9 protein-coding genes are annotated in these 12,934 nt (G+C 67.7%); 7 read left to right on the forward strand and 2 right to left on the reverse strand.

Translation table 11 applies throughout. From position 1 onward, the window contains the following. Window positions 1-6 precede the first annotated feature (6 nt). Both JRI60_RS27820 and mutS read right to left on the reverse strand, forming a co-directional pair. On the reverse strand, window positions 7-741 hold the full coding sequence (locus JRI60_RS27820; RefSeq protein WP_204218908.1) for a hypothetical protein: 735 nt from the start codon (window positions 739-741) through the stop codon (window positions 7-9). 144 nt (window positions 742-885) lie between these two features. Continuing rightward, the gene (gene mutS, locus JRI60_RS27825) at window positions 886-3,561 is read right to left on the reverse strand and encodes a DNA mismatch repair protein MutS (protein WP_239470851.1); all 2,676 of its coding nucleotides are present in this window, start codon (window positions 3,559-3,561) and stop codon (window positions 886-888) included. Between the two features lie 252 nt (window positions 3,562-3,813). Between mutS and nhaA the strand changes: the two genes are divergently transcribed. From nhaA to JRI60_RS27860, 7 genes are all read left to right on the forward strand, one after another. After that, window positions 3,814-5,175, forward strand: coding sequence for a Na+/H+ antiporter NhaA (gene nhaA / locus JRI60_RS27830; protein WP_204218910.1), 1,362 nt, complete (start codon window positions 3,814-3,816; stop codon window positions 5,173-5,175). Between the two features lie 67 nt (window positions 5,176-5,242). Then, on the forward strand, window positions 5,243-6,931 hold the full coding sequence (locus JRI60_RS27835; RefSeq protein ID WP_204218911.1) for an ABC1 kinase family protein: 1,689 nt from the start codon (window positions 5,243-5,245) through the stop codon (window positions 6,929-6,931). Window positions 6,932-7,136: 205 nt separating this feature from the next. Further along, window positions 7,137-8,837, forward strand: coding sequence for an ABC transporter substrate-binding protein (locus JRI60_RS27840; protein WP_204218912.1), 1,701 nt, complete (start codon window positions 7,137-7,139; stop codon window positions 8,835-8,837). A 120-nt stretch (window positions 8,838-8,957) separates the two neighbouring features. Further along, window positions 8,958-9,851 (forward strand): ABC transporter permease, encoded by an 894-nt coding sequence (locus tag JRI60_RS27845; protein ID WP_275439008.1) that lies wholly within the window; start codon window positions 8,958-8,960, stop codon window positions 9,849-9,851. A gap of 24 nt (window positions 9,852-9,875) precedes the next feature. Further along, window positions 9,876-10,823, forward strand: a complete 948-nt coding sequence (locus JRI60_RS27850; protein WP_204218914.1) for an ABC transporter permease — start codon at window positions 9,876-9,878, stop codon at window positions 10,821-10,823. Window positions 10,824-10,842: 19 nt separating this feature from the next. After that, window positions 10,843-11,784 carry an ABC transporter ATP-binding protein gene (locus JRI60_RS27855; RefSeq protein ID WP_204218915.1) on the forward strand — a complete coding sequence of 314 codons (942 nt, stop codon included), beginning with the start codon at window positions 10,843-10,845 and terminating at the stop codon, window positions 11,782-11,784. Further along, window positions 11,781-12,872 (forward strand): ABC transporter ATP-binding protein, encoded by a 1,092-nt coding sequence (locus JRI60_RS27860; RefSeq protein WP_204218916.1) that lies wholly within the window; start codon window positions 11,781-11,783, stop codon window positions 12,870-12,872. The genes JRI60_RS27855 and JRI60_RS27860 overlap by 4 nt, the downstream gene beginning before the upstream one ends. The last annotated feature ends 62 nt before the right edge of the window (window positions 12,873-12,934 follow it).

Below are 12,934 nucleotides of genomic sequence, written 5' to 3' on the forward strand. Positions count from 1 at the left end.
CGCCGGTCAGTTGCCGTTGGTTATCCAGCTCTGCAGCATGAGCGCCTTGAGCTCGCGATCCATCTGCTCGAAGGCGGGACGCGCGGTCTCTCCCGCAGTCGCGGCGGTGATGGCCGCAATCTTGTCGGGGTGCAGCTTCTTGAGCACCTCGAGAACCTGATCCAATCCTTCTTTGTTCAAGAGGTCCTTGAAATCGGGAGTGAAGAGGATGGTCGCCAGGTCCTGCGCGGGAAGCTCGAGGAGACCCGCATCCAGGTAGGCATTCACGTGCGTTTTGTAAGCCCAAATCCTGAAGTCATCCGGCCTGCGCTCGAGTTTGGCGAAGTCTGCGGCTCCCTCCTTGAGCCCATCCTCCATTGCCTTCTGCAGCCCCTTCAGCGCCCGGTCGCGCCACACGAGCCCTTGGGGAGACAAATCATTGGACCCCAGCGCAGCGAAGCGCTGGACGTACTTGTCTCCATACTGGAGGTAGTACGGCGGTGGCGGCGCCCCGGGGTTTCGGTCGACGAAGTCGAAGTGGCGCTTGCGGTAGTAGTCCATCGTTCCCGTGGGGAACTCGCGCGGCGCGCTGGCCACCGCCGGAGACGCGGGCGCCCGGGTGACGGTGTTGGACTCCTTCGAGGCCGCCGTCCTGGCTCCCGGCGTGGACCCGGAGGCAGGGGCAGCACCCTGGGCTCCCGCGAGCTCGTCCAGAGAGGGGTGCACTTCACCGGCACGGCTGCCGGAAACGGGCGTCGTCATGTGTCAGCTCCTGGTTGGGATTGACCCGACCCAGAGCAAGACGCCTGCCAGGAGTGCTCCCCTCTGAAACGCCACCATCCCGCGCCCCGGACATCCACAACCGTGGATGGTCCCTCCGAGCGCGTGGACGGTCTGCCCCCTCCCCTACTTCAGCTCGCGCTGCAGCCGGGCCAGGAGGTTGAGGGCCTCCAGTGGCGTCATCTCCTCCAGCTTCACCGCCCGGAGCGACTCCAGCACCTTCTGCTGAGCCGGATCCACCTTCGGCCCGGGCTCGGCCGCCCCACCGAACAGCCCGAGTTGCCCCGGGGCCGGCGCGCGCGAGGTCTTCCGCGCCACCACCCGCGGCCGCCCGCTGTCGTCGAACTCGCCCGACTCCAGGTTCTGCAGGATGTCCCTGGCCCGCGTCACCACCTCGGGCGGCAGGCCCGCGAGCCTCGCCACTTCAATCCCGTAGGAGCGGTTGGCCCCACCCGGCACCAGCTTGCGCAGGAAGAGCACCTTGCCGCCCTGCTCCCGCACCGCGATGCACATGTTCCTCACCCGGGGCTTCTCCCGGGCCAGGTCCACCAGCTCGTGGTAGTGCGTGGCGAACAGCGTGCGCGCCCCCACCTTGTCGTGGATGTGCTCGGCCACCGCCCACGCGATGGAGAGGCCGTCATACGTGGACGTGCCCCGGCCAATCTCGTCCAGCACCACCAGGCTGCGCCGCGTGGCGTGGTGGAGGATGTGGCTCGTCTCCGTCATCTCCACCATGAAGGTGGACTGTCCGCGCGCCAGGTTGTCCGCCGCTCCCACGCGCGTGAAGATCCGATCGCACACGCCGATGCGCGCCGCTCCCGCCGGCACGAAGCACCCCGCCTGCGCCATCAGCACCGTGAGCGCCACCTGCCTCATGACGGTGCTCTTGCCCGCCATGTTGGGGCCGGTGATGACCAGGATCTGCCCGTCCCCCGAGTCCATCTTCACGTCGTTGGGGACGAAGGCCTCCCCCGCCCCCAGCACGCGCTCCACCACCGGGTGGCGCCCGGCGGTGATCGACAGCACCTCGGACTCGTCCACCACCGGCCGCACGTAGCCGTACTCGGCCGCGCACCGCGCGAAGGACAGCAGCGCGTCACAGGTGGCCACCGCCTCCGCCGCCGAGCGCAGCCGGGGCGCCTCCTTCACCACCTGGGCCCGCAGCTGCTCGAAGAGCTCCAGCTCCAGCGCGCTGCGCCGCTCCTCCGCCGTGAGCACCTTCTCCTCGTATTCCTTCAGCTCCGGAGTGACGAAGCGCTCGGCGCCCACCATCGTCTGCTTGCGGATGTAGTCCGAGGGCACCAGGTGCAGGTTGGCCTTCGTCACCTCCAGGTAGTACCCGAAGACCTTGTTGTAGCGGACCTTCAGCGAGCCGATGCCCGTCCGCTCCCGCTCGCGCGTCTCGATCTTCAGCAGGAAGTCCTTGCCATCGGTGGACAGCGCCACCAGCTTGTCCAGCTCGGCGTGGAAGCCCGGGCGGATGAAGCCGCCTTCCTTGAGGCTCGTGGGCGGCTCATCCACCACCGCCCGCAGCAGCAGATCCGCCAGCTCCGGCAGCGACCCGAGCGGCCCCGCCAGGGACTTGAGCAGCGGGGACTCACAGCGCGCGAGCGTCGCCGCCAGCCGGGGCAGCTGCGCCAGCGACAGCCCCAACGCCCTCAAGTCCCTCGCGTTGCCCGCGCCCAGCGACAGCCGGCCGCACAGCCGCTCGATGTCGCCCACCTCCTTGAGGAGGCCCGTCATCTCCTCGCGCCACACGCTGCGCTGGGACAGCTCATCCACCGAGTCCAACCGGGCGTTGATCTCCGGCAGCGAGCACAGGGGCGCGGCCAGCCACCGGGCCAGCTTGCGCGCGCCCAGGCCCGTCGCCGTCCTGTCCAGCACGCCCAGGAGCGAGCCCCGGCGCCCTCCGTCCCGCAGGGTGCGCAGCACCTCCAGGTTGGAGCGCGACGCCTCGTCCATGAGGAGGTGCCCCCCGCGCTGCTGGCGGCTGAGCCTGTCCACGTGGGCCGCGGGCGTCTTCTGGGTGTCCTTGAGGTAGCGCAGCGCCGCCGCCGCCGCCCCGGTGGCCAGGGGCGCGTCCTGCAGCCCGAAGGCCTCCAGCGACTGCACCGCGAAGTGATTCCGCAGGTACACCCCGGCCCGCGTCGGCTCGAAGGCCGCCTTCTCCAGCTCCGCCACCGCCGGGGGCTTCGCCAGCCGCGACACCACCCATGTCGTGTCCTGGGAGTCCCGCTCCCCCTCGGGCACCAGCAGCTCCCTGGGCTCCACCCGCGACAGCGCCTCCACCAGTTCCTGGAGCGTCTCCGCCTCCAGACTGAAGAACTCGCCCGTGGAGGCCTCCAGCAGCGCCGCCCCGTAGCCCTGGGCGCCGGGGTACACCGCCGCCAGGAAGTTGCTCGCCCGGGGCTCGAGCGCCTCCTCGTCCAGCACCATGCCGGGGGTGATGACGCGCGTCACCTCGCGCTTGACGATCCCCGGCCCGCTGCCCGCCTCCTCCACCTGCTCGCAGATGGCCACCTTCAGCCCGTGCTCCACGAGCTTGGCGATGTACCGGCGCGCCGAGTGGTACGGCACCCCGGCCATCGGCACCTTCTCCGCGTTCTTCGCCCGCGCCGTGAGGGTGATCTGGAGGATCTCCGAGGCGCGCACCGCGTCCTCGAAGAACATCTCGTAGAAGTCCCCGAGCCGGAAGAAGAGGATGGCGTCCGGGTTGAGCGCCTTCGTCTCCAGGTACTGCCGCATCATCGGGGTGAGCGCGCCGATCTCTCGCGCCCCGGCCGGCTCGCCCGCCGCCTCCATCTGCACCACGGCCTCGTCCCCGCGTCCCTTGCCTGCCTTCACTTGCGTCGCGCCCATCGCCGCCCCTTGTGTCATGCGTCCGGTCCTGGATCAACAGAACACATGACCTCCGCCGTCTACTCGTCCGCTCCTACTCCGCCGATGGCTAGCATGCTCCCCTGACAGCCGGCCCACCCAACCTCGGGAAATCGTTGGAGGCCCGACCGAAAACCGTGGCTGGAACGGAACCCGGAGGGCAACCTGTGCCGCGCTATGGAGACCCGTACCGTTCCTCCCGTCCCCCGGATTTTCGAGGTCGCCGTCGCGCCCCTCCAGGCCTTCTTCCGGCTCGAGGCCAGCAGCGGCATCCTCCTGGCGCTGTGCGCCGTGGCGGCCATGATCTGGGCCAACTCCCCCTGGGCCGACAGCTATGTCACCCTCTTCGACGCCCAGCTGGCGCTCGGTCAGGGAGACACCCTGTCCCACTTCACCTTCCGGGAGCTCATCAACGACGGGTTGATGACGATCTTCTTCTTCGTGGTGGGGATGGAGATCAAGCGCGAGCTGGCCGTGGGCGAGCTGCGCACCCTGTCCAAGGCGCTGCTGCCGCTCATCGCGGCGATGGGCGGCATGCTGGTGCCGGCGGGCGTCTACGCGGCCCTCAACGCGGGCACCCCGGCGCTCAAGGGGTGGGCCATTCCCATGGCCACGGACATCGCCTTCGCCATCGGCTGCCTCACTCTGCTCAAGGGGCGGGTGAGCCACGGGCTGGTGGTGTTCCTCACCGCGCTGGCCATCTTCGACGACATCGGCGGAATCCTGGTCATCGCCATGTTCTACGGCACGGGACTGCACGGGGAGTGGCTGCTGGGAGCCGCGGCGATCACCTTCGTACTGGGAGTGTGCAACCTCTACTACGTCCGCAACGGGGTGGTGTACGCGGTGCTGGGCACGGCGCTCTGGTACGCCATGCACCATGGGGGAGTGCACGCCACCATCGCGGGCGTGGTGGTGGGGATGATGATCCCCGCCAGGCCCATGCGCCGGGGCCACCAGGTGCTGGAGGAGCTGCACGGCTACATCGGTCAGCTCCTGAAGGAGCCCGAGGACGAGTCCGTGCGCAGCGGGCAGTTGCTGCACATCGAGGAGCAATTGGAGGACATCGAGCCGCCGCTCAACCGCTTCGTGCACCTGTGGCACGGGTGGGTGGCGTACGGAATCGTCCCGCTGTTCGCGCTGGCCAACTCGGGCATCTCCGTGAGTGGGATGCACCTGTCGGATCTGCTGAAGCCGCTGCCGCTGGGAGTGATGCTGGGCCTGTTCGTGGGTAAACAGGTGGGCATCTTCCTCTTCACCTGGGTGACGGTGAAGGTGGGGCTGGCGCAGATGCCGGGGCGCGCCAATGCCCTGCAACTGCACGGGGTGGCGGTGGTGGCGGGCATCGGCTTCACGGTGGCGCTGTTCGTGGCGGGGCTGGCCTTCGCCAACGAGCCGCAGCTGCTGGCGGAGGCGAAGCTGGGCATCCTGCTCGGCTCGCTGCTGTCGGCCGTGGTGGGCTACCTGCTGCTGCGCTTCGGCCCCACCCCCCGGCCCCGGGCGGAGCCGGCCTCCGAGCCCGCCACCGGGGCGGCCTGAGCGAGCGTCGGGTGGATGACCGTAGGGTTTGCGGGGCGCGGGCGCTCGTGGAAAGGTGCGCGCCACCGTGCTCCTCCAGGATTTGAACCGCGTCCGGCAGATTGGGGTCATCGCAGCGCGCCACGGCTTCGGCGAGTGGCTCGAGCGCGCGGGGGTGTGGCGCCTGCTCGGTCGGCGAGAGAAGGTGGAGGTGTCGCCCGAGTCCCAGCGTGCCTCCACCGCGCGCCGCTTCCGGATGCTGCTCAATGATCTCGGCCCCACCTTCGTGAAGCTGGGGCAGATCCTCTCCACGCGCGCGGACCTGCTGCCCGGTGAGTTCATCGAGGAGCTGGCCTCGCTGCAGGATCACGTGGATCCCTTCCCGCTGGAGGACGTGTACGCGCAGATCCACGAGTCGCTGGGCCGAGACGCGAAGGAGCTCTTCAAGCAGATCGATCCCGAGCCGCTGGCGGCGGCCTCCATCGCGCAGGTGCACCGGGCGGTGACGCTGGAGGGCGAGGAGGTGGTGGTCAAGGTCCAGCGGCCGGGGATCGCCGAGCAGATCGACTCGGACCTGGTGGTGCTGCGCTCGCTGGCGAGGCTGCTGGAGGCGGTGGTGGAGGAGACGGGCATCTACACGCCCACGGGGATCATCGACGAGTTCGACCGGGCCATCCACGAGGAGCTGGACTTCGTGCACGAGGCCTCGAACATCCGGGCCTTCCTGGAGAACCACCGCAACCGGCCGTACATGAAGATTCCGCGGGTGTATGCCGGGCTCAGCAGCCGCACGGTGCTGACGATGGAGTTCATCCGGGGGGTGAAGATCAGCCAGGCGGAGCTGTCGCCGGAGGACAAGCGGGAGGTGGCGGGCCACATCCTGGACGCGAGCTTCCGGCAGCTCTTCGAGGACGGGCTGTTCCACGGAGATCCGCACCCGGGGAACATCCTGGTGCTGGAGGGCAACCGGCTGGCGCTGCTGGACTTCGGGGTGGTGGGCCGGCTGTCGCGCGCCATGCAGGAGACGCTGGTGATGCTGGTGCTGGCGGTGGCGCTCAAGGACAGCGACTCGGTGGCGCGCATCCTCTACCGGGTGGGCGTGCCGGACGCGCGGGCCAACCTGGTGGGCTTCCGCAACGACATCGAGGGCCTGCTCGGCAGGCACCTGCCGACGACCCTGGGCGAGGTGGACGCGCGCAGCCTGATGAGGGACCTGCTGGACCTGGCGGTGAAATACCGGATCCGGATTCCGAAGGAGTACGCGCTGCTGAGCCGGGCGTCGGTGTCGACGGAGGGGATGATGCGCACGCTCTACCCGGACCTGAACATCCTCGAGGTGGCGATGCCGTACGCCAAGGAGCTGCTGGCGGACCGGTATGACCCGACCCAGCTCCAGGGCGGGCTGATGCGCACGCTCCTGCGCTTCCAGTCGCTGGCGGCGGACCTGCCGACACAGCTGTCGCAGATCCTGTTGGATCTGGAGTCGGGGAAGTTCAGCGTGACGGTGCGGGCGGATCAATTCGACAAGCTGAACGAGAACCTGCGGAGCGCGGCGATCGTGATGTTCATGGGCCTGTGCGCGTGCGGGTTCATCGTGGGGGCGTTCATCTCGTTCGCGCAGACGCCGGTGATGTACCAGGGCGTGCCGGTGCTGGGGCTCCTGGGCATCGCCATGTCCGCGGCGCTCTTCGGCGCGACCTTCACCTGGTACCTGTTCGGCAAACGCTTCGGGAAGGTGCGCGTGAGCCGCTGGCTGGGGAAGAAGCGCCGCCCGTGACGCGTCTCTTCGTACTGGCAGTGAAGCGATTGCTGGCCAGGACAACTCCGGCGTCGGCCCACGCTCAAGTAGCAGCGTAATGTTCCGCCGAGCAGGAGAAAGCATTCCGCTCCGGCTGCGATAACGCTTTGCGTCGAAAATGAAAGCGCTTGCAACGCGGAGAATCCGCGTATTGTTGACGCCTCTTCACGGAGGGGATTGATCCATGTCACGTCGGCTGCTGATGCTCTGTATGTCCCTGCTGTCGCTCGGGGGCCTCGTCAACTGTTCGAAGAGCCCCAAGGAGGGCGCCCAGCAAACCCCAGCGCCGACCGCCAAGACCGAGGCCGCCGTGAAAGCCACGGCGCTCACGATCACTCAAGAGCAGCAGGCCTCGTGGATCCGGAACTTCAATCCCCTGCTCGTGCCGGGCACCGCGCGCTGGCCGACCCGCGCCGGCATCTACGAGCCGCTGATGATCTACAACACGGTCAAGGGCGAGCTCGTGCCCTGGCTGGCCGTGAAGCACGAGTGGAGCGCGGACAACAAGAAGCTCACCCTGACCCTGCGCCCTGGCGTGAAGTGGTCGGATGGTCAGCCGTTCACGGCCAAGGACGTGGCCTTCACCTTCGAGCTGCTCAAGAAGCACAAGGCGCTGGATTTCCCGGCGGTGTGGGCGTTCCTCGAGAGCGTCCAGGCCAAGGATGACGCGACGGTCGAGTTCACCCTGTCGCGGCCCTTCGTGCCCGGCATGCTCTACGTCGTCCACCAGCCGATCGTGCCGGAGCACAAGTGGAAGGACGTCGCCGACCCGGTCATGTACAAGAACGAGACGCCCGTGGCCACGGGCCCGTTCACCGAGGTGAAGGTCTTCCAGAATCAGGTCTTCGAGCTCGGGCGCAACCCGCACTACTGGCAGCAGGGCAAGCCGGCCGTCGAGAGCCTCCGCTTCCCGGCGTACCCGGGCAATGATCAGGCGAACCTCGCCCTGCTCACCGGTGAGCTGGACTGGGCGGGCAGCTTCGTGCCCGACATCGAGCGCGTCTTCGTCAACAAGGACAAGGACAACAACCACTACTGGTTCCCGCTCGTCGGCAACACGACGACGCTCTATGTGAACACCACCAAGAAGCCCTTCGACGACGTCCGCGTGCGCAAGGCCATCAGCATGGCGATCGACCGCGAGCAGATCGTCAAGGTGGCCATGTATGGCTACACGCGGCCCTCCGACGCGACGGGGCTCAGCGACACGCACGACAAGTGGCGCAACCCCGAGGCCGTGGCGGCGGGTGATTGGACCAGGCTCGATATCGCCAAGGCCAACGCGCTGCTCGACGAGGCGGGCTTCAAGAAGGGTGAGGACGGGGTGCGCGTGGGTCCGGACAAGAAGCCCCTGCGCTTCGACGTCAACTGCGTCACCGGTTGGTCGGACTGGGTGCGCGCGGCGCAGATCATCACGCAGAACCTCAAGCAGATCGGCATCGACGCCAGCCTGAAGACCTACGACTTCAGCCCCTACTTCGAGCGCGTCCAGAAGGGCGAGTACGACATGAGCATGGGGTGGACGTCGGATGAGCCGACGCCCTACTACGTCTACCGCGACCTCATGTCGAGCGAGACGCTCCGGCCCACGGGAGAGCTCGCGGCCCGTAACTGGAACCGCTTCTCCAACAAGGAGGCCGACGCGCTCCTGAAGGCCTTCGAGGGCACGAATGACCCCGAGGAGCAGAAGAAGATCGCGCACCAGCTGCAGATGATCTTCGTGCAGAACGCGCCGGTCATCCCCCTCTTTCCGGGTCCGTCGTGGGGCGAGTACAGTACGCGTCGCTTCACGAACTTCCCCAACAAGGACAACCCCTACTCGAAGCTGACGCCGAACAGCCCCCCCGAGAACCTGTTCGTCCTTGTCGAAGTGAAGCCCAAGTAGCCCGACAACGCGTCTGAGAAAGGCTCACCCGGTCCCGTGCGACATCTCCTGCGAAATCTGGGCTTGTACGCGTTCGCCGCGTGGGCCTCTCTCACGTTGAACTTCTTGATCCCGCGCCTCATGCCGGGCGATCCCGCCTCGGCCATGTTCGCGCGCTTCGCCGGGCAGCTCCAGCCGGAGGCCATCGACTCCCTGCGCGTGGCCTTCGGCTTCACCGACGAGCCGCTCCATCAGCAGTACTTCACCTACGTGGCCCACCTGTTCCAGGGCGATCTCGGCCTCTCCATCGCGTACTTCCCCTCGAAGGTGACGGACGTGATCGCCACGGGACTGGGCTGGACGCTGCTGCTCTCGGGCATCGCGGTGATCATCAGCTTCGCGCTCGGCACGGCCCTGGGCGTGGTCGCCACGTGGAAGCGCGGTGGCTGGCTGGACTCGGTACTGCCGCCAGTGCTCATCTTCCTGGGCGCGTTCCCCTACTTCTGGCTCGCGATGGTGCTGCTCTACACCCTCGGGTTCGTGCTCGGCGCCTTCCCCGCCCGGCATGCCTACAGCGACACGATCGCGCCCGCGCTGAGCGCCGAGTTCATCCTCAGCGTCATGCAGCACATGGTGCTCCCCGTGTCGGCGATCGTCATCGCCTCGCTCGGCGGCTGGATGCTCAGCATGCGCAGCACCATGGTGGGCGTGCTCGCCGAGGACTACATCACCATGGCGAACGCCAAGGGCCTGTCCCAGAAGCGGATCATGTTCCACTACGCCGCTCGCAACGCGCTGCTGCCCAACATCACGGGCTTCGGCATGGCGCTGGGGTTCGTCCTCTCCGGCTCCCTGCTGACCGAGATCGTCTTCTCGTATCCGGGACAGGGCTACCTGCTCATCCAGGCGGTGCGCAACCAGGACTACCCGCTCATGCAGGGCATCTTCCTGACCATCACGCTGGCCGTGCTGGGCGCGAACCTGCTCGTGGACATCCTTTACGTGTGGCTCGATCCCCGGACGCGGGCTCGTTGACAGGTGGGAAGCAGGGGGCCTGACATGTCATCCTCGAAGCAATCCAACAAGCAGCGCACGGGCTTCATCTGGCAGCTGCTCGAGAACCGCAAGGCATCCGCCGGGGCGGTGCTCATCCTCTTCTTCGTGCTGCTCGGTCTCTTCGGACCGCTGCTCGTGCGCGTCGACCCGTCCGCCTTCGTGGGCCCGCCGCACCAGGAGCCCTCCTCCGAGTATCTCTTCGGAACCACCGGCCAGGGGCAGGACGTGCTCGCGCAGACGGTCGCGGGGGCTCGCACGTCGCTCACGGTGGGGTTCCTGACGGGCTTCGCCGTCATGGCCATTGGCGCGCTCGTCGGAATGACCGCTGGCTTCTTCGGCGGGTGGGTCGACAGCGTCCTGTCGTTCATCACGAACGTGTTCCTGATCATCCCCGGGCTGCCCATGGCCGTCGTCATCGCGGCCTACCTGCAGCCCGGTCCCGTCACCATCGGGCTCGTGCTGGTCATCACGGGGTGGGCGTGGAACGCGCGCATGCTGCGCTCGCAGATCCTCTCCCTGCGGGAGAAGGACTTCGTGCTGGCCGCGATCGTGAGTGGCGAGGGGCGCATGCGGATCATCTTCCGGGAGATCCTCCCCAACATGACGTCGCTGCTGATGAGCGGTTTCATCTCGGCGACGGTCTACGCGATCGGCGCGCAGGTGGGCCTCGAGTTCCTGGGCATCGGGGACGTGAGCACCGTCACGTGGGGCACGAACCTGTACTGGGCCTCCAACGACGCGGCCCTGCTGACGGGCGCGTGGTGGACCATCATTCCCACGGGCGTGTGCGTGGCGCTCATCGGCTTCGCGCTCGTGCTCGTCAACTTCGCGATCGACGAGATCACCAACCCGCGGCTGCGGGCCGAGCGGACGTGGACACGGCTCCTCAAGAGCCATGACCTGGAAGGGGGCCTGTCGACCCCCGTGGTGAGGCACAGTGGAAACAACTAAACCCTCGACGTTGCTCTCCGTGCGCGACCTCCGGGTCGAATACCTGACGCCCACGGGGCCCGTGTGCGCCGTCGACGGCGTCTCGTTCGACATCGGGCGAGGCGAGGTGCTCGGGCTCGCCGGCGAGTCGGGCAGCGGCAAGTCGACCGTGGCGCAGGCCCTGCTGCGGATCCTCCGCCCCCCCGCCGTCATCACCGGCGGGCAGGTGCTCTTCGAGGGCGAGGACATCCTGGCGATGAGCGAGGCGCGGCTGCGGGAGCTGCGCTGGCGCAAGGTGTCGCTCGTCTTCCAGAGCGCGATGAACTCGCTCAACCCCATCCTCACGATCGGTGATCAGATCGTGGATGCGATCCAGGCGCACCAGCCGGTGAAGCGCTCCGAGGCCGTCGACAAGGCCGTCTCGCTGCTCAAGCTCGTGGGGATCGACAGCTCGCGGATCACGAGCTACCCGCACCAGCTGTCGGGCGGCATGAGGCAGCGCGTGGTGATCGCCATCGCGCTCGCGCTCGAGCCGCCGCTGATGCTCATGGACGAGCCGACGACGGCGCTCGACGTGGTGGTGCAGAAGGAAATCCTCCACCAGGTCGCCGAGCTCAAGGACAAGCTCGGGTTCTCCATCCTGTTCATCACGCATGATCTCTCGCTGATCCTCGAGTTCTCCACGCGGATCGCCGTGCTCTACGCGGGCAAGCTCATGGAGATGGGGCCCTCCCAGGAGCTGTTCCACGCGCCCAAGCACCCGTACACCCAGGGGCTGCTGGGCTCGGTCCCCTCGGTCCGAGGGCCCCGCCGCAAGCTCGTGGGCATCCCTGGCTCTCCCCCGGACATGCGAAAGCTCCCCGTGGGGTGCCGCTTCCACCCGCGCTGCCCGTCCGCGACGAATATCTGCCGGACACATGCGCCCGTCCTGCGCGAGCTGGGCCCCGCCCACATCGAGGCCTGTCACCTGGATTCCCCATGACGACCATCGACCGGAAGAACCAGGCCATCCTCGAGGCGAAGGGCCTCGGCAAATACTTCCAGGTGGGCGGTGGCTTCAGGCCCAAGCAGCTGCGTGCCCTCAACGAGGTCTCCTTCGCGCTCGGGCAACGGCAGGTCGTCGCGCTCGTGGGCGAGTCAGGCAGCGGCAAGAGCACGATCGCGCGGCTGCTCGTGCGGCTGATGGAGCCTTCCTCCGGGAAGATCCTCTTCCGCGGCAGGGACATCCTCCAGGAAGAGCCTCGGCAGGCCTCACTCGACTACCGGGCGCAGGTGCAGATGATCTTCCAGGATCCGTTCGGCTCGCTGAACCCGGTCCATACCATCGGAAATCACCTCGAGAGGCCCCTGCTCCTGCACGGAAAGGCGAAGGGCACCTCCGAGCTCAGGGAGCGCGTGCATGATCTGCTCGCGACCGTCGACCTGAACCCGGCGGCGGAGATCGCGTCGCGATATCCGCATCAGCTCTCGGGCGGGCAGCGACAGCGCGTGGCGATCGCGCGAGCGCTGGCACCGGGTCCCTCGGTGATCCTCGCCGACGAGCCGATCTCCATGCTCGATGTGTCCATCCGGGTCGGCGTCTTGAACCTGATGGAGCGCCTCAAGGAGGAGCGGGGAATCTCCTATCTGTACATCACGCACGACATCGCGAGCGCGCGCTACTTCGCGGACCGGACGATGGTGATGTACGCGGGGCACATCGTGGAGGGCGCGCCGAGCGAGGAGCTGATGCAGCGGCCGGCGCACCCCTATACGCAGCTGCTGCTGTCCGCGGTGCCGGACCCGCATGGCTCGATGAAGAACGAGCTGAAGGCCAAATCGGGTGCGCCCAAGTTGATCGATCCGCCTCCCGGCTGTCCGTTCGCCGATCGGTGCCCGAGCGCCATGGCGGTGTGCCGCCAGGAGATGCCGGGCACGACGCAGCTCGAGCAGGATCGCTGGGTGCGGTGCCACCTGTTCGGACAGGGCGCCTCGTCCGGTACGGTGGGCTCGCAGACGCCCACGAACGCCGCCGACCCGGAGAGCGGGATCTCGGGGGTCGCGGCGCGGCGTCTCGAGGAAGCTCGCTGAATCGAGGTCCCAAGCACACATGATGAACACCCGCGTTCTCCGCGTCCTCGCGAAGAACGCGG

This window comes from Archangium violaceum (genome assembly GCF_016887565.1).
Classification (GTDB): Bacteria; Myxococcota; Myxococcia; order Myxococcales; family Myxococcaceae; genus Archangium; species Archangium violaceum_B.